This window comes from Prevotella communis, assembly GCF_022024175.1.
Lineage (GTDB): Bacteria > Bacteroidota > Bacteroidia > Bacteroidales > Bacteroidaceae > Prevotella > Prevotella communis.
This window is the reverse complement of record NZ_CP091794.1, coordinates 936,833-958,728: the sequence shown is the minus strand read 5'-3', so window position 1 is coordinate 958,728 and position 21,896 is coordinate 936,833. Positions and strand designations below refer to the sequence as shown.

The following is a 21,896-nucleotide window of genomic DNA, read 5'->3' as shown; positions in this document are numbered from 1 at the left end:
CAACATTATTTCTTGAGATACTTAGCCAACTCAGACTTGTTGGCCTTTAAACCTTTTGCAAAAGACTGCGCATTCATCTGTGCGCCCAGTTTTGACGTGTGGGTGTGGTCCTTCTTGAAATAGACAGCGCCTGCCTTCTCTTTAATCTGGGCCACCTCGGCCTTCGCCTTCTCCTTGTCGTCTGAGAGGCGTTTCTTGGCAAACTTCTTATCAAGGAAGTCGGCACTGATATTGTGGAGGTCCACAAACTCCACATCTGTCTCCTTCACCACCTCACGGTACCACTTGCCATACGAACTGTCACGACGTTCTATTTTGCCGCCAGGCCACTCGTTGCGCGGTGTCAGACTCACGAGGATGGGCGTTGCACCCTTCTCACGCACGTCGTCAATCATCTTCTTCAGATACCAGCCAAAGCTATAGACCACCTCGTAGGTACCGTTGTCCAGACGATAGACGTGCAGCGTGTCCTTCGACTCGGCAATCACGCCACGTGCCTTTGCGTCGGTGATGGGACAGATATCGTTATGGCCAAACTGAATGGTCACGAAGTCGCCGGGCTGCAGGGCGTTATAGACGGCGTCCCACAGGCCTTCGCGGATGAATGAGCGCGTGGAACGGCCGGCACGGGCCGCATTCACCAACTGTATCTTGTTCTCGTCAAAGACGGTAGAAGCCTGCGAGGCCCAGCCCCACATGCCGTCGTCGTCCTTGTCGGCATTCTTCACAGTCGAGTCGCCCGTAAAGAAGACCACAGGCTTTCCGCTGAGGCGATCCACATTCCAGATGGTCTTCTGGGGAATCTGCATGAATTTCATGAGTGCCTTCAACTTCGGATCGCGACTATTCACAATACCCATATAGGCGCTATAGGCGTTGAGCTCAGCACCGAACTTTGACGTATGGATCTTGTCGCCCAGGAAGTGATAGTCCACCTTCCAGCGGCTGAACGAGTCGAGCTTCCTGCCACTAATCTCGTTGAGGTCGATGAAGGGCACGCCCTCCACGGCAGCGATATAGGCCGCCCACTCCGTCTGGGGCTTGCGCACAATCTTGCCCGTCTTCTCGTCGTAGGCATTGCGGGGCGTCAGCGACATCAGGATGGGGTTAGCCCCCTTCGCACGAATCTCACGGATATACTTGCGCAGGTAGGTGCCGTACGAATAGACGGTATCCTGCTTCTGCGTGCGCTGGTTGAAACCTATATAACAGGTATCAGGATCTACGCCGGGAATCACGGCACGGGCACGCTTCTGGTCAAAAAACTCACCATTGTCGTTATGACCTATCGACACGATGACCCAGTCGCCCGGCTTCAAGGCCTGACGTATAGCAGGCCACAGGTCTGTATAGAATGTGCGGGTACTCATGCCACCCAGGGCCTGATTTTCCACCGCAATCTTGTCTGCATTGAAATATTTTGGAAAGAAATAGCCCCAGCCCCACTGGCCGTTGTTGCCATTTCCCAGAGTGCCATTGCGCATCGTGGAGTTTCCAACAAGAAACAAAACGGGCTGCGAGCCCTTACGTGTAGAGCCCGGCTTTGGTCTCGACATCAATGCCTTGGCAATTGAGTCGGGCGTGTTATCCACAACCTTGTTCACATCCTCAATGGGATCTGGCAGGTTATCAAAGGCCTGTGCCCACGCTCCAAGCGACAAGCCAGACATCATCACAATAGTAAGTAGTCGATTCATCATATTGCTATTTTGACAATTTCTTCGTTTTTCAGGGTGCAAAGTTACGAAAAAAGACTGATTTCTCCATATTTTTTCGTACTTTTGCACCGAAGATTACAATTCTTTAAGAAGAATGACTGATATGGGTTTATTAAAATGGGTGGCCTGCTGGGGCAACGCCACCTCGATTACCGACCGTCGCGAGGCCGTGTATGCCAAGAATCTTACGTTGCGTTATCCCGTACGCATGCCGTTTACCGGTAGCGCCTTGCGTTTCCGCTTCTCCAATCTTACAGGCACCGAACCTGTAACCCTCACGAAGGTGTTTGTGGGTCATACACCCATAACCTTTGGTGGCGCTACCAGCGTTACGCTGCAGCCTGGAAAGGAGACCGAGAGCGATGCCATCAGCTATGCCGTAAACCGTGGCGATACCATCGATGTAAGCATGTATCTGGCCGATTACACCCAGATGAACAGCGGCACGCTCATTACCGGTCCGCTGTCAAAGGGCTTCTATGCCTATGGCGATTTTGCCGAGGCCGACGAGCTGCCCCTCGACCTTACCCGCCACACCAACTGGTTCTACTTCCTCAATACCATCGATGTGCTCACATCGCCCGATAACCACGCCATAGTGTGCTATGGCGATTCAATTACCGCCCAGTCGTGGCCCGATTACCTGGCCCAGCTGGCCTTTGGCACCAACGTGGCCATTATCCGTCGCGCCGTCAGTGGCACGCGCATACTGCGCCAGTACGATTGCATTACCTATCAGGCTTACGGTTTGAAGGGTGCCACCCGATTCCCCATTGAGATGCGTGTGGCCGGTGCTACCGATGTCATCATCCAGCACGGCATCAATGATATCATCCACCCCGTTGGCCAGGATGTTAACCCCTTCCGTCCCTGGAGCGACCTGCCCACCGTTGAAGAGATGCAGCGCGGCGTAGAGGATATCTACGTACGTCCCGCCAAGGCCATGGGGCTTAAGGTGTGGAGCGGTACGCTGCTGCCCATCTACGGCTGGCGTACCTATAACGACAAACGCGACGCTATGCGACAGGAGTTTAACGAGTGGTTGCGCACATCGCCCATCTTCGATGGCTGTATCGATTTTGATGCTGCCGTGTGCAGCACCACCAATCCCAAGGCTTTTGCCGATGGCTTCGACAGTGGCGACCACCTGCACCCCAGCGAGCGTGCCTACGAGGCTATGGCCCAGGCCGCAGCCCACAAGCTGATACGCCACATACCCTCGCATTCCGACCATGAGGAGCAGTATTAATTTGAATATTGCAAAGACATCAGGAACAAGACACTTGCCTGTCCCTGATGTCCTGTTGAGTTCAAACTCTACTGACACCCAATTAGCGAATTTGAAAGCGATATCACGCTGAGCATAGGTTCCTCCTCCTGCGCCATTCTTAGTAAGGATTCCTATTGCAGATGTTAGTTCTACCCATCTTGTAGGACTCATCGTAAACGAGTTACTGCCTGCCTCAGCCAAAAGGGGGTCGAATTCGACCCCTTTAAAATTGGGGTTATGAAGTTTCTCCCACAACCCAGGTATTCCAAGGTGTTCTTCTGACGCATCCAGTTCTTAACAACATCCTTTGGTTCTGCTACATTCTTCTGACGGGCTATGTCAGTAATGCAGATATAATCTATTCCGTCTTTAGCCACAGAGGACATCAGGGACAGATACTGTTTTAAAAACCAAACTTTTTGGATTAAAAGTGAGACAATTTAACAATCCTTGTCTATTGATTGCATTTACACGCAGCATTCATGCCCTGTTTTCAATGTAAATTGCGACAGGGCTCTGCTGTGATGTAAGATTCAATGCTTAGCGAGTTCCATAACAACAATCAGTGTATGGCGTTTATCGTCTGCGGCGATGTTTTTCTGATGTTTACGGGTGCAGCCGCACTGGCTCTCCTCAGCAGTGTGCTATGTTTTATGATTATTTCTTTGTTATTTAAAAGGATTTGATTAACTTTGCAGCCATCAAGGGAAGACTGCGTTCTGCGGCTATTCTTCAGCCAATGTTCCAACATCTATCCCGTGAGGCTGGCCTTCAGTGGTTTCAGCCTCTTTCTTTTGCCTATTACATGCAGGCTTGTCACGTGTCGGGTCATACTTCTCTCCACTTTTCCAAAGGCTGTATATGAGCAGTAGTAGCTTGCGCATAGTGGCTGTTACTCCAATCATTTTCGACTGTGTATTCCTGTCACATAGGCGCCCATAGAAATCTTTCATCTGAGGATTACACTGAGTGCTGACAATGGCAGGAAAATAGAGTGCCGTTCTGATGTGTACGTTGCCCTGCTTTGAGATGTGGCGCTTAGGGTCAACAGGTCCTGACTGATGTGCAGGAACGTCAAGCCCTGCATATCTGGCTAACTGCTTACGATTTGTTATCAACGCAAAGCCATTAGTCTCTGCAACCACGGCAACTACAGTCATAAACCCTATGCCGTTGATGGTTGTGATACGGTCAATACGCTCTGACAGTCCGGGCTCCTGCTTGATCTTCTCGCGGATGGCCTTCTGATTACTGTCCAGCTGTTTGTCTATCTCGTTGATAAGTTTGTTATAGTGCTTGACGATGCTCTTCTCCGCTATCTCGCTGTGTGCGAGTGCCTCCAGATGGTTCCTCAACTGTGTCTTGACCTTGTTGATGTCGGCCACGAAACGCGTCATCTGTCGCAGTTCCCTATAGATAGGAGATGGCGGTGCCCAAGGTTTGAGGCGCTTGTCCAAGCACCCAAGCATCCCAAGAGTATAGGCATCCATGTCATCGGTCTTTGTAAGGATGCCTTCGTACTTAGCAAACTCACGGGCCTTATTAGGCAACACAACACAGACGTCCAGGCCGAGTTTACTCAGATGAGCTGCCAGCTGCTCATAATAGACACCAGTGGGTTCCATCACATAGCGCAAAGGATAGCCCTTCAGAGCCTCCTTACGACTCCATTTGACGAACTGGTTGAAACCAGTCTTGTCGTTGTTAAACACTACAGGGTCGGTAGAGCATCCCTGATCGAACTCATACATACACAGGCAGGCCGTGAACGTACCCTTTGCAATGTCGATTCCCACGCACTGCATAAACCACTTGCCAGGTTCGAAATTCGGTTTCATACGGTTTGAATTTTAAGTTAATAATGTTGATGATTATAGCCTCAAATCCTCACCGCCTTTCCTCTTGTATATACTCTGAATCATCCCCTGCCATACCTGAGCGATGTCCTCTGATACTTCGTCCTGGCTCCAAAGATCTGAAAAATGAGGGTGGAAGCTTATTCTGTCCCACGATATAGTCTCTACTTATCTAGGCGAGTGTCTTCTCACCCTCAACGGCATAAATCTCTAGCAAAGCTACAAAACTTAAACCGTATTGCATCCATCTGCAAGAATTATTTCATGAAAATGGAACAATCTCTATAATCGGATGCAAAGGTAAGAGACGAGTGTCTTGCTCCTGAATCATTACCTTATGGGTAAGGAAGATTTGAGATGACAGTATCTGTCATTTCTACTTTGCTTGTGTCACACCTGTCCCTGCGTCATATTAATTCAGATGTTGCAAAGACATCAGGAATAAGACACTTGCCTCTGATGTCCTATTCTACCAAACAAAATTCTCAAAAGTTACTCACAAAATCCTCAAATTTACCAAAAAAAAGTAATATAACTAAAGTTTCGCAAGTGATGGCGCACCTGCATAATTTAACATAAAATAGGAATAAAAAAGGCTTCGAAGTTTGTGTAACTCACAGGAAATGAGTACCTTTATAATCGCCAAAAAATAAAGTTCAAACTTAGAAGCCGTGAGCAAAGGTACAACAATTATTTCAGATTTGAGAAGCTTTTTCTCAGAAAATGAGAATAACCGTGCAATTAATGCGATTATGAGAGTGATGGAGTGCATAAACATACGTCCGGAGCAGATAGGGACAGAGAAGAAAGAGAACTGCAAGTTCACGAACGTGCAGGTCCTTAATCTTTTGATGCTGTTCCCTTTCTTCGTCGTCAGGAATGCATACCGGTACTCTGGCTCTTCATTAAGCCGCTTGTTCTGTTGTGAGAAGGACATGTTCTATCGTTTTATGAATGATGGTGATATCAAGTGGCGCAAACTGCTGTATGCGATGAACCTCCAGCTGCTGCGTAAGATCAGCCGTAGCACCGAGGCTGAGCATGACAAGCCCGTCTGCCTGATTATCGATGACACAGACGCTCCAAAGAGTGGTCGCAAGAGTGAACTTATCGGCAAGGTTTTCTCTCATATCCAACATAAGAGCATCCTCGGCTACAAATGTCTGACGCTGCTTCTGTGCGATGGCATGAGCCAATTGTTTCTCGATTTCTCGCTTCATGGTGAAGAAGGCAGTAATCCTGACAAGAAGCAAGGGTTGACGGACAAGCAACGCAGTGAGCGTTTCTCTGCCGACTATACGGGACAATGTGTTGAGGAGCGCATAAAAGAATACACCATGAAGAAGACTGACAAGGCAATCGAGATGGTGAAGTACGCTATCAAGCGTGGAATACGTTTCGACTATCTGCTGGTTGACAGTTGGTTTACCAGTGCAGACTTCGTTCGCCTGATTACCAGCCGCCACATCAAGTGTCATTTGATTGGTATGATAAAGATTGGAAAAACCAAATACCACACCCAGTGGGGTGATTTGACTGCTAAGCAGATTATCAAGAAGCTCCAGAAGCAGGGCCTCACCAAACATAACAGGACACTCAGATGTACCTACTGCACCATCGATGTGAAGTTTGCAGGTACCACCGTGCGTTTGTTCTTCTCGAAACGAGGCAGGAATGGGCTTTGGAATGGATTGCTCACTACGGACCTCTCGCTTAGTTTTCTCAAAGCATACAGGACGTACGCTATCCGCTGGACTACCGAGGTGGCTTATCACGACCAGAAGCAACTGCTCGACTTCGGCAGATGTCAGAGCGTACACTTCTCTGCACAGATTGCCAGCTTTACGCTGATCATGATGCAGTACAACATACTTTGCACGGTGAAGCGGTTTGAAGCCTACGAAACCGTCGGGGCGCTCTTCCGTGATACCACTGGCAACACTCTCGAGCTGTCCGCTTCGGACAGGATATGGGAACTTATATTGGACACCATCCTGGAAATCGCAGAGATGATCTCTGCCGATGCCAGTGAACTGCTTTCTGCGGTTATTGATGCCAATCCTAAGTTCCATAAGCTATATCAAATGTATAAATTAGTCGCTTGATGAATGAATATTCACTTGCGAAAGTTCAGTAATATAAGAATCAAATAGAGCAAAAAAAAGACGAAGCTTATAGCCTCATCTTTTAGTTGCAATCTCTATTCTCTATCTATATACTATTTGATAACGACCACCTTGCCCATTACAAAAATGACACTTTCCTGTTCCCCGACAACTTATGCAGGGATCTCCCCTATAATTTGTTTTATTACCAACACATGTCTGACAAACACCAGGATTATGACCACAAACAGAGCAAGGAACCCAATCTTGTACAGGAACAGGATCACGTTTATGCTCTACGACCACCGTAGTTGTTCCACTATTCGAATTGCTGCTTGAACTGCTGCTGGATAATGAGGAGGAACTCGAAGAGGAAGAAGATGTGGAATTTGATGATGAGGAAGTTGAAGCATAATGGAAAGGATAGTACAAATCGTCGAAGGGCATATAGTTATATCGAGTGTTTCCGCTTATTTGGATTCTTATATAATTTCCATCGCTACCAAACTCTTTTAGATTAGAAGGACCTTCGTCATCAAAATCATACAAAAAGCAATCAGTACTATTTTCATACCTAGGGTTAACCACTTTATTCCCATTTAAATCGTATATTCCATATTTGCCACTTTGTTTAACTATAAAAAAGAATGCACCTCGTTCTTTATCATTTCCTCTACAAACAGATTCAAAACCAATTTCCTCATAAAATGGAGGAAGGACCTCATTCCCTTTTGCATCAAGTCCCCCTTTTCTTCCTCCATTAATTTCTATCTCCCAAGCGATTTTTCCTTCCCCTACTAACATCTCAATATTTGTGTAATGCCGATCGATAGGAATAAGAAGATTACCCAATCTGGTATAAACTCCATAATAATCACCTTTTTTTACTTTGTAGTAATGATCGCCTCTTCCATAAGCTACATATTCAATAAAATCGTATTGAGTAGGAACTATCACTCTTCCTTCAATATCCTGCGCTCCATACAGATTGCCTTTCTTTAGGAGATACCAGATATAGCCGTCGTTTCCAACTTTTCGTTCCTTCGCTGTGCTGGTCGTAGCAGGTTTAGCTATATTTGTTTTCTTGACTGGCGTCCGTTTCTTTGTCTGAGCACTCCCGTTGATACTGCATATTCCGAATGCTAGCACTAGCAATAATAATGTCTTTTTCATAATTGTATTAATTCAAGTTTCTAATTCTTATTGTTCTTCCTACTATTACAAGCCCTGCACAGCAGCTGGGCATTAGAGAGTTCCGTCCTGCCGCCGAGGCTCCAAGGACGTTTATGGTCTACCGTCAGTTCCTCAGCACGGAAGTGCTGGTGACAGTCTTCACACACATAGAGGCCGTTCTCGTCTGGAGTCTTTTCGGAGAGCAAACAAAGTTTGTCATCTTGTGTAAAGAGACGCTTGGGGTCCACACGGCAGTTGCCGACGATACCGAGAATCATTGCTTCAATGTCTGCGTCTCTAGTTTTGGATAGGCTATAGCCTTCAGTCTTCATAAAGTCATTGACCTCTTTCCAGATGGCATCCTTGTGCTGAAGCCAAATGGCGCGGTCTTTCAGGTACTTGACGGAGAGCTTGAACTTCAGGACGGGAGGAATCTTTGACTTCTCGTGGAAGACATCGCGGACAAAGCTGATGAAGGGCTTTATCTTCTTTACCTCGTCATTAAAACTCTCGTCCTTATGGTTCTTCACGTATTCATCCAACTCGTCCTTCTTGGGGAAACGGCTATCATGGCGCACATAGAAAATGTACTCCAAGAGATGGCACTTGTTATCTCCACGATCTATGCTGGCAGTTGGAAGAATCTTTTTGGCATTGGCGTCGTTGCGAATGTAGTAATCTAGCCCCTCCAAATATTCGCCATGATACAAGCCATTGAGCACCTCATAGCGAGACAAGGGAACACCTAGGGTGTTGATGCGCTTGAAAATCTCACGTTTCTTTTCTTCTGTGCCTTTGCATATAATAATGGTGAGCTTGGTATCGTCCACAATCTGCTGCAAGTCGCTATCATAGGCATACTCCTTCCAAGTCTTGTCGTTGTATTTGTAGTCGCCTTGTTTGAACTTCGTGATTGCTTCTATGCGTTGCTTACCATCGAGCACTTCAAGGATTCCATCTTCGCGTTCCCATAGATAGAAGGCGGGCAAAGGAATTCCGTGATAGATGCTATCAATAACTAAAGCCTGCTTGGCTGTATCATACACAATGGCTCGCTGCAACTCAATGTCGCTGATAATCTTGCCACTGGCCACTTTCTCGTATAGTTCTTTTACTGTCATTCTATTCTGCCTCCTTTCTGTGTTTGATGACTATTCTGTCCCAAAGACATTTATAATGTTTATTGCCTTCTGCCAAATAAAAACGCATACCGCCTTTTGAGTAAACTGCATCAGGTTCTACACAATCTTTCATGGGCTTTCCTAATTGACGGCTCGAACCCATGATTTCAAACTGCTTAGGGTTATATTTCTGCATGAAAGTAATGGGAACGCCCATCTCTCCATCGTAATCGTAGGGAATCTCTGCAACTGTAGGCACCTCAATAGCATCATAGTTCACATAACGAGGATAACGTTCCGGATTCTCTTCGTAGGAACAGCTCATGACTATCTGTTTCTCGTTCTCGTCTACTTGCAGGTTGGTGTACCACATAGAACTGCGAGGCGTGTTATGCTGCTTAGGAAGCACACTACCATCTGGACGACGGAAACCGCTCAGATGATAATGATAGCCTACACGTATATTGCCTGCCTGGAAATGGCGAATGATAGTTTTCTCCGTTGGGGCTGTCTGAGGGCCAATTACCAAGAATTGTTTCTTGTTCTTCACCAGTATGTCGATAAACTCATCAAACTGGCTGAAGGGCGGATTGGTGATGATAACGTCGTAGTGACTATAGTCTATATCCTGAAAGCGCACTCCTTCACCAGTCTTTGGATTGTAACCACTCACGCTGATAGAACGGAAGCCCCATTCTTCAGCCTGATTAAGCAGATACTCCACAAATTGGCATTTCACCATGTCGAGGCGTTTCTCAATCTTGGCATTTGTCTGAGCGACATCAATGTTCTTGATTGTACCTTCCTGAGAGAACAAATCACGTCCCAAAACATAGCCCTCTTCCTTAAAGACTATTTCTTCATTGTAGCTTTCATCCCAGTCGCATGGGCAAAGAATCCGCTTGCCACGTAATTGCGGCAAATAATGACGCACCTCAGCGGCAATGTCATCGTAGAGGGTGTAATACTCGTCATCACGTCTATTCTTACTACCTTGTAATCTTTCTGTTCGCTTTATCATTAGTAGCACGTTCCTTTAAGTTCAAACAAATGGGGAATATCAAGAAGAAACGTGCAATCAGGCCAATCACCCCATGTCGATAAAGACACAAAGAACGTGGACAATCTTCCTCGTCCACGTCCTTGGGTGTTTGGCCTAACCCGTAAAAGATAGACAAGTCAGACGTCCACGTATCAAGTGGACATCTGCTCTCTATTCTATCTTTTACGTCTATCTGCGGCCAAACTTCAAGGACGTTCTTTCGAATAAATAGCAAATGTTGCTAATTTCCCTCAAAAATCATTTCGGCAGATACCTATGTATCGCCTAGTATCATGTATCATAACATGATACCGTTGCAAAGATAGTAAATAATCGTCAAACAAGGGCAGTTTATATAAGAATTTTGCAGAAAATAATGCATAATTTTCAAAAAGCATTATATTTGCATCGGGAAACTAGAAGATTTTCGGACTAGTCTGTCAGAAACAAAAAACACTTCAGCATCCCTTAGATTTGCAATCTGGTCACTTTCTTTCAGAAGCGCCATGCACTTTTTTGAGATTTTTGAACCCTCACATTATACACCTTTTTGAGATTTTTGCCAATGGAGATTATATGCTTTTTCGAAAAGATCATGGGGACAGGTGTTTGACTTCTTGTCAAGTGAGAGGAATCAAATTCTGTCCCTTTAGGTACATTTATCTTTGCAGTTCTTTGTATATCTTTGTAATTTGACTAAAAATCGAAGTTTTTTTAAGCTCAAAATCGTGTTGTTAAAAAGTGTTGGTTCTCATTTGTCTTAGCCTATAATGTGTTATTCCTTTTCTTCTAATCTTTGATCTTGACCATTCGGCATGACATCAATAGTAGTTGGAAGATAAATGGTTTAGTTTAGGTTATGGATATTTAATATGGCGATAAACTAAACCAAGCCCAGAAATTGATTCGTACTATCGCCCTTTTTTATTTTGATGGCAATTGTATCTCTGCTTATAGTTTTTGCACGTTTTTTACTTCCAAATTCACTAAAAACGCGAATTTGAGAATAAATTTCTATAAAAATCGCCGTTATTTGAGGAAAATGTTTGGTTGAACAAAATAAAAAAGCTATATTTGCAATAAATTTATGCTGGTATTCACAAAATTAACGAAGATGGCAACAAAAATACAGCAAATATTAGAAGCAGCACCCAATGAGTCGGTCCTGTTTGGTTCGTGGCTTTCAAGTCAAGGCTTGGATGCTCGTGGTCAGTATGCTTATATGAAAAGCGGATGGCTTGACCGTATATCGAAGGGAGTTTATAAGATACATGGAACAGAACCAAGTCTATTTGCTGCTATATCGTCATACAACACGCAACTTAGCAAGAGTTGCAATGTAGGTGCATATACGGCATTGGAACTTCGAGGATACTCTCATTACCTGTCAATGGGGAAGCCTAAGGCTTATTTGTTTACAGACAAAAGCAATAAGTTACCTTTGTGGTTACTAAAAGAGGAGTGGGATATGACTATAAAATACATGACTACCTCTTTCTTGGGTGATGAACTGTTGGGTGTTGAAACTATGACTATCAATCAGCATGATTTGCTAGTGTCATCTCCAGAGCGTGCCATATTGGAGTGTCTGAACTTGCCGGATGCATCATCATCTTTGCTTGATATCTATTATATTATGGAGGGTTTGACAACTCTTCGACCAAAGATAGTTCAGGCATTGTTGGAGGTATGCACTTCCCAGAAAGTGAAACGACTGTTCCTCTATATGGCAGAAAAAGCTGGCCACTCCTGGTATAAGGCTTTGAAACTGGAAAATGTCAATCTTGGTACATCCAGGTTTATGATCACGCCAATAGGAAAGTACATCAATAAGTATAATATGACAATCTCAAAAGAACTTGCAGAATATGAATGATATAAGATCAAGTGTTTACGCTCAGAAGGTTGAGCTGCTGCTCCGTCTCATTCCGATTGTGATGGAAGAGAATGTGTTTGCAATACATGGTGGTACAGCCATCAATCTTTTCTTGAAAGATTTGCCACGTTATTCTGTAGATATTGATCTAACCTATATTCCATTGTCTGACCGTCAGACAAGTTTGGATGACATCAATTTGCATCTAAAAACCATTGCAGATAAGGCAAAGAAAGCATTCAAAGGAATGCACATCGTTCCAAACTTCAGTACCTGCAAACTGTTGTGCGAATATCGAGGTAAGCAGGTGAAGATAGAGGTTAACCAGACCAAGAGAGGTATTGTAGGAGGCGAGGTACAAACTATACCATTGAGCGAGAAGGCACAGGAAGAGTTTTCTCTCTTTTGTGAGGCAAATGTTGTTCCGACGACACAATTATATGGAGGCAAGATTGCAGCAGCACTCTCACGCCAACATCCTCGCGATTTGTTTGATGTTAAGTATATGGATATTCCACTGGGCGATTGCCGCGAGGGACTCATCTTCTGCTTACTTGGTAGCGACAGACCGATCCATGAGTCATTTGCTCCACGCCTGATTGACCAGCGAGAAGCAATGGAAAACCAGTTTGCAGGAATGACAGATATTCCATTTACATACGAAGAGTTTGAAGATACCCGTGCAAAACTCATAAATGATGTAAAGTCGTTGATGACTGAAGTGGATAAGGAGTTCCTTATCAGTTTCGAATCTGGCCAGCCAGAGTGGGATGGATACGAATTTGAGTATTTCAAGGATTATCCATCTGTACAATGGAAACTTCTTAATCTGAAGAAACTCGGCAAGCAGAATCCGCAGAAGTTGCAGGAAGAAGCGGAGAAACTAAGAAATCTCTTTAATTTCAATCTCAATAAATGACGCCTGGGGACTGGTATCTGTCATTTCTACTTTGCTTGTGTCATACACCTGTCCCTGCGTCATAAAAAATGCCGAAAATCTCAAAGGTTTTCTTCTAAAAAGTGCCGAAATCCTCAAAGAGACGCGCTTTATATATGCCAAAAATCTCAATGCGTACCATTCGTCAAGTTTACCACATCCACTTTTTCTCTATCATATGCTTTTTCGAGAAATTATTTTGAAGAAAACTTGTTTTTCACCATAAAAATGAGTACCTTTGTAGTCACAAAAAAAAGATTGTTTATGCCAAGGAAAAATAGTGGAATGTGGTATGAGGTTCACCCAACGCCAGTGAAGGGCGAGGACGGGAAGAACCTGGTATATGTGCGTCCGAAGAGCGGACAGAAACTGACGATGAAGGAGCTGGAAGAGAAGTGCGAGGACTACAATGCCTTGCGATACGGCGAGCTGAGCCGTGCCTTCGATGCTTTCATCCGAGTGGCAGGTCGCTTTCTGGCTGAGGGCTACCGCATTGAGACACCCATAGGCTCGTTTGCCCCAAAATTGTCGCTGACCAAACAGGTGACAGACGCCAGTGAGGTGAAAGACCGCGACGTCAGACTGGAAGGCGTGGAGTATAACCCCGGCAAGCTGTGGGACAGGGAAATACAGAAGTGGATGGACGGATTCCGTCGATGGCAAAATGCAGATACACAGGAGATTCTGGCCGACAAAGAGAAGTTGGAGCAGGTGATGCGAGACTGCATACAGCGACATCACGGCTACATTACCGCCGGCATCTTCTCACGTGCTTCAGGACTGACGCTCTATTCTGCCCGCAAGCAACTGAACGAGTGGACCAAGGGCGACAATCCTAAACTGCTGATGACACCTCGTGGCAAGGAGCACATCTATACTGAGATATGATGGCAGAGGGCTTTAGGAGCATCACACAAAAATTCTGCGATTCAAATCGGGTATAGGCGCACAGTCATTTGACTACAGGCGCACAGTCGTTTGGGTATAGGCAAATGATAGAAAGCAGACGTTTCTCTCCCTCCTACCCTACGGATTATCCCCTGCAAGAACTAATCCTGCCCCTTGTTACAACTAATACAAATCAGCGAAAGCGGTTACGGTTACAGCTGTAACCATGTAACCGCAGAGGACAAAAGCAATCTAAAAAACATTGTAACATACTATTATACAACATCTTACAAACAATCATCAACAACCAGAACAACAAAATGGTTACATGGTTACAGTTGTAACCGTAACCGATGAAGACAAGATATGACTACAGAAGAAATCAAGAAAATCGTTGACGACGAACAAGCAGAACAACTGACCACCCTCATATGCCGCCATTGGGAAGTGGCCACACAAAGACTCAGCACACTGGCCCAGGAAATAACAGACGGGATGGACACCTGCATAGAGGCAGAGATCTATGCAGCCCTGGTGCGCATGCAACGTGCGACGACAGCACTGCTGGAACTGAACGCGACACCCTCAGCGCTACTCGTTTCTGAGTATCTGGAGCGCATTGAGAAAACCGTATCGAACGCCAGCTTACGTCAGTCGGTGATAACGCTGGAGCAACAACTGTCGGGCGCAGAACCGGCTAAAGAACAAGAGTCACCGTTCTTCGACGTAGTGACCATGATGCTGACACAACCCATGACATTGCCCACAGAACAGCAGAAGGCCGCCCGACAGCAGTTTTCACCCACACAGCATATCGTCAGCGCACTTGCCCAGCACATGAAGCCAGATGAACTGCTGACGATGCTACAAGTTGTCCAGACCACCGACATAGACAGCGAGATACAGAAAATGGATAAAACCACCAATCTTGTTCAGGACATGCGTCAGGTCATGGAAACACTCGACAGCAGGATGAGCGAAAGTCTGCAGATGATGTTGCTGGAACTGTTTATACTGCAGATACTGCCAAGTATGACGGTCAGCATGATTCAGCAACGCCGTACCGACAGCAAGGCTATGGCCCATCTATTTAATAAGGTACTCATGCGGGTACGCGAAAGCAACACATGGTGGAACTATTGGAAAGAGCATCGCGAGACACTCCGCGTGGTCAGCGACAGCAGTTCATGGTGCGATATCATGACAGCCCAGCGCACCAAGGAGCGTGCAGCATTGGGACAGATACCCGGCGGACTGTTTGCCAAATGGACCACAGACCGCGAGGCCTTTGATGAAGCCTTTCTGGATACCCACCTCGACGACGACACCCTGCGCCACTTCATTTTCCATCTGGCCACCCTGTCGGAGATTGCCAGAGAGTTGGATCCCACCAGTAAGTTTGGCGACGAGCAACTGGTGATGGACGACCTGCAGCGCGTAGGCGACGCCGTGATGGAGGCAGCCCGTCAACTGGATAATCTGGTAGATAAAGCCTGGTATCCCCATTATGAAGCGATGTGGCAGGAACTGATTCAAGACGAAAACATCTTTGCCCACCTGAAAGTGACACGCAAAAGTCCCCACAACAACCTGTTTACTGCACGTTTCTTCTGTCACCTGGTGGGAGAAATGAAAAAAAGTGCAGTCTTCGGCACCCATTCCGATGGTGATTTGGCCGAAAAACTGACTGAGAAGCCCTCTGTGGGCACGTTCAGAAAGAATATTCAGGAAGGTATGGGCGGAGAAGCACAGGATATACAAAATATTTTCAACGCTATCTACCAGAAATACAACCGGTTAGCACATCCCATGAAACAATTGCACTCTTAGCGGAAACATCCCACTTTTAAGGTGCAAAACCCCTTGTGACCTTTGCCGCCGCTATGATACAAATGGCATCATCATTTAGCGGCAAGCCTCGCAAGGCGAGCATGGCTGCTTATCGTCAACTGCTGGCGAAGAATCACGTGGAGGAAATCCTTCAGGACGTGAAGCAGAACAACCGTTTGGATCGCAAGAAGGAACTGCCCGTATGGCTTCCCCTTGCACAGAGTTTTAACAATGGTACGCGCAAGGCTGAAGATGCAGTGCCCTCAGGACTCTTCTACCTCGACATCGACGAGAAGGGACTGACGGAGCAACTCTGGCAGAAGGTGCAGGACGAGAACCTCATTGAGGAATATCGTATCGTCTATTTCGCCGAGAGTGCAGGCGGCGGCACCCACATCTGGGCTTGGCGTACCCCAGGCGCCACCATCGAGGAGGATATCCAGAAGCTGGCCTCCCGACTGGGTGTCAGCTACGACTCGCACGTCACCGACCTGGCCCGCTGTTGCTTCATGGTCAGCGAGAAGTATGTAAAGTTGCTGGATCCAATAGTGTTTGAGGAACAGCCTTCGTCCCCTAAGTTAGGGGACAACAGGGGTCTGAACGAGGAATCACCTCTTACAGAAAAGAACGAAAACGGCTCTGAAACTTGTTCAGACCCCCAACCCCCTAACTTAGGGGGCTCGAACTACAAGGGCATCCCTTACGAGAACATTGTGCAGGCCCTACTCTGGAAACTGGGTTATGGCGATGCGCCTGCTGAGGGCGAGCGCAACATGGCGCTCTACACCATGAGTCGATACATGCGCTTCATCTGTGACTTCGACGAACAGAAGTTGTTCGCCATCCTCCCCCATTGGGGCTTGTCGGACCATGAGGTGCAGTCGACCATCAAAAGTGCCGTAGGCAGCACCCGTCCTGCGGGCATCCCATCAATGATGAACGAGGTGCTCTCGTCGCTTGGAGCAGCCAGCGAAGCAGGTTCGGCAGAGAGTGATGAATCAACTGTAGCTCCTGTCGATGCAGAATTACCAGGCATCCTTCAGGACCTCAGCGACCATGCCCCAGAGGAGTTCCGTGAGGCCACGCTGATGGCTGCAATGCCTATGTTGGGCACACTGGCCACAGGCATCCGCGCCAAGTATCGCGACGGGAAACTGAACTCTCCCAGCTTCATTGTGGATATCGAAGCCCCTCAGGCCACAGGTAAGTCGTTTGTTGACGCAGAGTTTGAGTTGCTGATGGACCCTATCATCAAGCAGGACGAGGTGGAATGGCAGAAGGAGATTGAGTACTCGTTGGCCAAGAAAAACGGCGAGGAGGTAGAGAACCCCTGTGCCCAGATTCGCATCATCGAGCCCAACATCGGTGTGTCGGCCTTTCTGGAACGAGCTCTCTATGCCAAGGGCAAACATCTGTTTACCTATGCCCCTGAGATTGAGACGGTGCTGAAGAACAACAAGGGCGGCGCGTGGACAGAGAAGAACGACCTGTTCCGTCTGGCCTACGACAACAAGCCCTGGGGTCAGCATCGCATATCGAAGGACTCATTCTCTGGCAAGGTCACCCTCTATTACAATATGGTGATGTGCGGTACGCCCAACAAATGCCGAGCTTTCTTTGCTGACGCCGAAAGTGGACTAGTGAGCCGAGTGACACCTGTGCTGCTGCCCGATATGGTAGGCGCACGTATGCCTCATTTCAAGCCGTGGAGTCAGGAGGATGAGGAGAAGGTGAAGCGCCAGTGCCTCTGCTTGAGGGACGAGGAAGGCGAGATAGAACTGCCTCTCATCAACAAAGCCATCGAGGCGTGGGATGAAGAGAAGCGACAGGAGTACCTGCAGACATTGCGCTATTCACTCGACGTCTTGCGTCGTCGTGCTGCCCTCAATGGTTTCCGTGCCGGCATCATCGCCTACCTGCTGGAAGGTCGCCAGGAAACGGAGCGCGCCATCAGGTTCGCCGTATGGTATGCCGAACGATGTCTGCACTACCAGTTGCAACTCTATGGCAACAAGATTGATGCCCTCCACGATAATGCGGTGAGCCCCCAGGCTTCAAAAGGAAATATCCGCTATCTGGATGTGCTGCCCAAAGAGTTTACGAAGGAAGACCTGATGAACCTCCGCCTAGCCAATAACGAGTCGCCTGTGGTGAAGACCATCATCTGTCGCTGGGTAAAAGAAGGTCTCGTGGTGAAGACCAATGCCAATCTCTGGCAGAAAATTCAGGTGTAAGTATTTCAGAAAAGGATACAATCCTTGCACAAAACGGCCAAATTGTGCACATACCGACGGTTTTTGTGCATAATATTTGGCTGTGTGCGTAAAAAATAGTACCTTTGCGGTCGATTTTGAAAAAAATCACCCGTTTTAAAACGAAAATACATTATTTATTTATATTATGGCTTTGAAAATTGTTGTACTGGCCAAGCAAGTGCCAGACACCCGTAACGTGGGTAAGGACGCAATGACTGCTGAAGGCACCGTAAACCGTGCAGCCCTGCCCGCCATCTTCAATCCAGAAGATTTGAATGCCCTGGAGCAGGCCCTTCGCCTGAAGGAGCAGAACCCAGGCTCAACAGTAGGAATCCTCACGATGGGTCCTCCACGTGCAGGTGAGATTATCCGTCAGGGACTTTATCGTGGCGCTGATACTGGTTGGTTACTGACCGACCGTCTCTTCGCTGGTGCTGATACCCTCGCTACATCTTATGCATTGGCTACAGCCATCAAGAAGATTGGCGACGTGGACATCGTGATTGGTGGTCGTCAGGCTATCGATGGTGATACCGCTCAGGTTGGTCCTCAGGTGGCTCAGAAGTTGGGCCTCAACCAGGTGACTTATGCAGAGGAGGTTCTTTCAGTGAAGGATGGTAAGGCAACTATCAAGCGTGTGATCGACGGTGGTGTGGAGACTGTAGAGGCTCCTCTGCCAGTTGTTATCACTGTTAACGGAAGTGCCGCTCCTTGTCGTCCCCAGAACGCTAAGCTGGTGATGAAGTACAAGCGTGCCACCTGTCCTATGGAGCGTCCTGCCGAGGGTACACCATACGACTATCTGTACGACGAGCGCCCTGAGCTCACACTGAACCAGTGGAGCGTAGCCGACGTGGACGGCGATGTAAACCAGTGCGGTTTGAATGGCTCACCCACCAAGGTGAAGGCCATCAAGAACATCGTGTTCCAGGCTAAGGAGTCGAAGACTTTGACGGCTTCTGATGCTGATATCGAGGGAATGATCAAAGAATTGTTGGATGAGAAGATTATTGGTTAATTGAGATATGAACAACGTATTTGTATATTGCGAAATTGAAGGTACTCAGGTACAGGAAGTATCTCAGGAGCTGCTGACCAAGGGTCGTAAGCTCGCCAATGAACTGAAGGTTGAGCTCCACGCCATTGTTGCCGGTACCGGCATTAAGGGTAAGGTTGAGGAGCAGATTCTGCCTTATGGTGTCGATAAGCTGTTTGTCTTCGATGCTAAGGACCTGTTCCCTTACACTTCAGCTCCTCACACGGACATCCTCGTCAACCTCTTCAAGGAGGAGCAGCCACAGATCTGCCTGATGGGTGCTACCGTGATCGGTCGTGACCTCGGTCCACGTGTATCATCATCCCTGACCTCTGGTCTGACTGCCGACTGCACAGAGCTGGAGATTGGTCCCTTCGAGGATAAGAAGAACAACAAGACATACGAGAACCTGCTTTATCAGATTCGTCCTGCCTTCGGTGGTAACATCGTTGCTACCATCGTGAACCCCGACCACCGTCCACAGATGGCTACTGTACGCTCAGGCGTGATGCAGAAGGCCCTGTACGATGGCGAGTGCAAGAAGGAGGTTGTATATCCTGAGGTAAGCAAGTACGTGAGCCCCGAGGCTTTCGTCGTAAAGGTTCTGGATCACCACGTAGAGGCTGCCAAGCACAACCTGAAGGGTGCGCCTATCGTTGTAGCCGGTGGTTACGGTATGGGCTGCAAGGAGAACTTCGACCAGCTGTTCGAGTTGGCCAAGGTGCTGCATGGTGAGGTTGGTGGTAGCCGTGCTGCTGTTGATGCTGGCTGGCTGGATCACGACCGTCAGATTGGTCAGACAGGTGTTACCGTACATCCAAAGGTATATATCGCCTGCGGTATCTCTGGTCAGATTCAGCACATCGCTGGTATGCAGGATTCTGGTATCATCATCAGCATCAACTCAGATCCCGATGCTCCCATCAACAAGATTGCCGACTACGTGATTGTTGGTACCGTGGAAGAGGTAGTTCCCAAACTCATTAAATACTATAAGCAAAATTCGAAGTAATTATGGCAAACTATTATAGCGATCATCCTGAGATCGGGTTCTACTTGAACCACCCCCTGATGGCTCGTATCGTTGAGCTGAAAGAAAAGGGTTTCGCTGATGCGAAAGAATATGACTATGCTCCCGTTGACCTGGGCGATGCCATCGAGAACTACAAGCAGATTCTCGACATCACCGGCGACGTGGCTGCCAATATTATCGAGCCAAACTCTGAGAGCGTTGACCTGGAAGGTCCACACCTCGAGAACGGTCGTATGATCTACGCCTCTAAGACCTATGAGAACATCGACGCCACCCGCAAGGCTGGTCTGTGGGGTGTTTCTATGCCTCGCCGTTACGGTGGTCTGAACCTGCCTAACACCGTGTTCTCTATGCTCTCTGAGATGATTTCGGCTGCTGATGCCGGTTTCCAGAACATCTGGAGCCTGCAGAGCTGTATCGATACTCTGTACGAGTTCGGTTCAGAGGAGCAGCGCCAGAAGTACATCCCACGCGTTTGCGCTGGTGAGGGTATGTCTATGGACCTGACCGAGCCTGATGCTGGTTCTGACCTGCAGCGCGTGATGCTGAAGGCCACCTTCGACGAGAAGGAGAACTGCTGGCGCCTGAACGGTGTGAAGCGTTTCATCACCAATGGTGACAGCGACATCCACCTCGTGCTGGCTCGTTCTGAGGAGGGCACCAAGGACGGACGTGGTCTGTCAATGTTCATCTACGACAAGCGCCAGGGCGGTGTTGATGTACGTCACATCGAACACAAGTTGGGTATCCACGGCTCACCTACCTGTGAGCTCACTTATAAGAACGCTAAGGCAGAGCTCTGCGGTAGCACCCGTCTGGGACTTATCAAGTACGTGATGGCTCTGATGAACGGCGCCCGTCTGGGTATCGCTGCACAGAGTGTAGGTGTTGAGCAGGAGGCTTACAACGAGGGTCTGGCTTACGCCAAGGAGCGTCAGCAGTTTGGTGATAAGATCATCAACTTCCCCGCTGTTTACGATATGCTCTCTCGCATGAAGGCCAAGCTCGATGCTGGTCGTTCACTGCTGTACGAGACAGCCGCTTATGTTGATATCTACAAGTGCTTGGAGGATATCGAGCGCGATCGTAAGCTCACACCCGAGGAGAAGCAGGAGCTGAAGAAGTACCAGCGTCTGGCTGATGCCTTCACCCCACTGGCTAAGGGTATGAACTCTGAGTATGCTAACCAGAACGCTTACGATGCTATCAGCATCCACGGTGGTTCAGGCTTCATCATGGAGTACAAGAGCCAGCGCCTGTTCCGCGACGCCCGTATCTTCTCTATCTACGAGGGTACCACTCAGTTGCAGGTTGTAGCTGCTATCCGCTACATCACCAACGGCACTATGCTCAACAATATCAAGGAGATGCTCGCTGGTCTCGAGGTGAGCGACAGCCTGAAGAACCTGAAGGCACGCGTTGAGAAGCTCGTTCCCGTTTACGAGGAGGCTCTGAACAACGTGAAGGCCCTCGACAATCAGGACGCTCACGACTTCCTGGCTCGCCGTCTGTACGACATGACTGCCGAGCTGGTGATGTCACTCCTGATCCTGCGCGACGCCACCAAGGCTCCTGAGCTCTTCGAGAAGAGTGCCAACGTATACGTTCGCATGGCCGAGGAGGATGTTCTCGGTAAGAGTGCTTACATCAAGGCATTCCAGGTAGAGGATCTGGCTAGCTTTAAGGCAAACGACGAAGAGACTGCTGAATAAGCAATCACGATATCAAAAAAAAATGAGCATCCTTTGCAGGGTGC

General features: G+C 47.7%; 15 protein-coding genes. 10 read left to right on the top strand and 5 right to left on the bottom strand.

The features are described from left to right. Window positions 1-5 precede the first annotated feature (5 nt). Window positions 6-1,700 (bottom strand): GDSL-type esterase/lipase family protein, encoded by a 1,695-nt coding sequence (locus L6466_RS03755; protein ID WP_237802037.1) that lies wholly within the window; start codon window positions 1,698-1,700, stop codon window positions 6-8. A gap of 121 nt (window positions 1,701-1,821) precedes the next feature. On the opposite strand from L6466_RS03755, the gene L6466_RS03750 reads away from it, so the two are divergent. Then, the gene (locus L6466_RS03750) at window positions 1,822-2,967 is read left to right on the top strand and encodes a GDSL-type esterase/lipase family protein (RefSeq protein WP_237802038.1); all 1,146 of its coding nucleotides are present in this window, start codon (window positions 1,822-1,824) and stop codon (window positions 2,965-2,967) included. 746 nt (window positions 2,968-3,713) lie between these two features. Here L6466_RS03750 and L6466_RS03740 read toward each other — a convergent pair. Continuing rightward, window positions 3,714-4,826, bottom strand: a complete 1,113-nt coding sequence (locus L6466_RS03740; RefSeq protein ID WP_237802039.1) for an IS110 family RNA-guided transposase — start codon at window positions 4,824-4,826, stop codon at window positions 3,714-3,716. A 689-nt stretch (window positions 4,827-5,515) separates the two neighbouring features. Between L6466_RS03740 and L6466_RS03735 the strand changes: the two genes are divergently transcribed. Continuing rightward, window positions 5,516-6,949 (top strand): IS4 family transposase, encoded by a 1,434-nt coding sequence (locus L6466_RS03735; RefSeq protein ID WP_431356501.1) that lies wholly within the window; start codon window positions 5,516-5,518, stop codon window positions 6,947-6,949. A 102-nt stretch (window positions 6,950-7,051) separates the two neighbouring features. Here the strand turns inward: L6466_RS03735 and L6466_RS03730 are convergent, their stop codons facing one another. From L6466_RS03730 to L6466_RS03720, 3 genes are read right to left on the bottom strand one after another with little or no spacing between them, the layout of a single operon-like run. Then, window positions 7,052-8,122, bottom strand: coding sequence for a WG repeat-containing protein (locus tag L6466_RS03730; protein ID WP_237802040.1), 1,071 nt, complete (start codon window positions 8,120-8,122; stop codon window positions 7,052-7,054). Window positions 8,123-8,142: 20 nt separating this feature from the next. Beyond that, complete coding sequence (locus tag L6466_RS03725; protein ID WP_237802041.1) at window positions 8,143-9,243, bottom strand: HNH endonuclease family protein; 1,101 nt, start codon at window positions 9,241-9,243, stop codon at window positions 8,143-8,145. A 1-nt stretch (window position 9,244) separates the two neighbouring features. Then, the gene (locus L6466_RS03720; RefSeq protein WP_237802042.1) at window positions 9,245-10,264 is read right to left on the bottom strand and encodes an adenine-specific methyltransferase EcoRI family protein; all 1,020 of its coding nucleotides are present in this window, start codon (window positions 10,262-10,264) and stop codon (window positions 9,245-9,247) included. 1,135 nt (window positions 10,265-11,399) lie between these two features. On the opposite strand from L6466_RS03720, the gene L6466_RS03715 reads away from it, so the two are divergent. The 8 genes from L6466_RS03715 to L6466_RS03680 all read left to right on the top strand — a co-directional run bounded on the left by L6466_RS03715 (window position 11,400) and on the right by L6466_RS03680 (window position 21,852). Continuing rightward, window positions 11,400-12,161, top strand: a complete 762-nt coding sequence (locus L6466_RS03715; protein ID WP_091817179.1) for a type IV toxin-antitoxin system AbiEi family antitoxin — start codon at window positions 11,400-11,402, stop codon at window positions 12,159-12,161. Beyond that, window positions 12,154-13,080, top strand: coding sequence for a nucleotidyl transferase AbiEii/AbiGii toxin family protein (locus tag L6466_RS03710; protein WP_237802043.1), 927 nt, complete (start codon window positions 12,154-12,156; stop codon window positions 13,078-13,080). The genes L6466_RS03715 and L6466_RS03710 overlap by 8 nt, the downstream gene beginning before the upstream one ends. Window positions 13,081-13,362: 282 nt before the next feature. After that, window positions 13,363-13,986, top strand: coding sequence for an HU family DNA-binding protein (locus tag L6466_RS03705; RefSeq protein WP_237802044.1), 624 nt, complete (start codon window positions 13,363-13,365; stop codon window positions 13,984-13,986). A 366-nt stretch (window positions 13,987-14,352) separates the two neighbouring features. Continuing rightward, window positions 14,353-15,816 (top strand): hypothetical protein, encoded by a 1,464-nt coding sequence (locus L6466_RS03700; RefSeq protein ID WP_237802045.1) that lies wholly within the window; start codon window positions 14,353-14,355, stop codon window positions 15,814-15,816. A gap of 62 nt (window positions 15,817-15,878) precedes the next feature. Further along, a complete protein-coding gene (locus tag L6466_RS03695; protein WP_237802046.1) occupies window positions 15,879-18,050 on the top strand; it encodes a YfjI family protein in 2,172 nt (723 codons plus the stop codon). A gap of 166 nt (window positions 18,051-18,216) precedes the next feature. Further along, window positions 18,217-19,089: an electron transfer flavoprotein subunit beta/FixA family protein gene (locus L6466_RS03690; RefSeq protein WP_028902129.1), complete on the top strand. Its 873-nt coding sequence runs from the start codon at window positions 18,217-18,219 to the stop codon at window positions 19,087-19,089. A gap of 7 nt (window positions 19,090-19,096) precedes the next feature. Beyond that, window positions 19,097-20,119, top strand: coding sequence for an electron transfer flavoprotein subunit alpha/FixB family protein (locus L6466_RS03685; RefSeq protein ID WP_237802047.1), 1,023 nt, complete (start codon window positions 19,097-19,099; stop codon window positions 20,117-20,119). A 2-nt stretch (window positions 20,120-20,121) separates the two neighbouring features. Beyond that, entirely contained in the window at window positions 20,122-21,852 is a 1,731-nt protein-coding gene (locus tag L6466_RS03680; protein WP_237802048.1) for an acyl-CoA dehydrogenase family protein, read from the top strand. The last annotated feature ends 44 nt before the right edge of the window (window positions 21,853-21,896 follow it).

Coding starts and splice junctions, on each gene's coding strand:
- L6466_RS03755 (WP_237802037.1), bottom strand. CDS start 1,700: ATGATGAATCGACTACTTACTATTGTGATGATGTCTGGCTTGTCGCTT.
- L6466_RS03740 (WP_237802039.1), bottom strand. CDS start 4,826: ATGAAACCGAATTTCGAACCTGGCAAGTGGTTTATGCAGTGCGTGGGA.
- L6466_RS03715 (WP_091817179.1), top strand. CDS start 11,400: ATGGCAACAAAAATACAGCAAATATTAGAAGCAGCACCCAATGAGTCG.
- L6466_RS03685 (WP_237802047.1), top strand. CDS start 19,097: ATGAACAACGTATTTGTATATTGCGAAATTGAAGGTACTCAGGTACAG.
- L6466_RS03750 (WP_237802038.1), top strand. CDS start 1,822: ATGGGTTTATTAAAATGGGTGGCCTGCTGGGGCAACGCCACCTCGATT.
- L6466_RS03725 (WP_237802041.1), bottom strand. CDS start 9,243: ATGACAGTAAAAGAACTATACGAGAAAGTGGCCAGTGGCAAGATTATC.
- L6466_RS03695 (WP_237802046.1), top strand. CDS start 15,879: ATGGCATCATCATTTAGCGGCAAGCCTCGCAAGGCGAGCATGGCTGCT.
- L6466_RS03690 (WP_028902129.1), top strand. CDS start 18,217: ATGGCTTTGAAAATTGTTGTACTGGCCAAGCAAGTGCCAGACACCCGT.
- L6466_RS03730 (WP_237802040.1), bottom strand. CDS start 8,122: ATGAAAAAGACATTATTATTGCTAGTGCTAGCATTCGGAATATGCAGT.
- L6466_RS03680 (WP_237802048.1), top strand. CDS start 20,122: ATGGCAAACTATTATAGCGATCATCCTGAGATCGGGTTCTACTTGAAC.
- L6466_RS03700 (WP_237802045.1), top strand. CDS start 14,353: ATGACTACAGAAGAAATCAAGAAAATCGTTGACGACGAACAAGCAGAA.
- L6466_RS03705 (WP_237802044.1), top strand. CDS start 13,363: ATGCCAAGGAAAAATAGTGGAATGTGGTATGAGGTTCACCCAACGCCA.
- L6466_RS03720 (WP_237802042.1), bottom strand. CDS start 10,264: ATGATAAAGCGAACAGAAAGATTACAAGGTAGTAAGAATAGACGTGAT.
- L6466_RS03710 (WP_237802043.1), top strand. CDS start 12,154: ATGAATGATATAAGATCAAGTGTTTACGCTCAGAAGGTTGAGCTGCTG.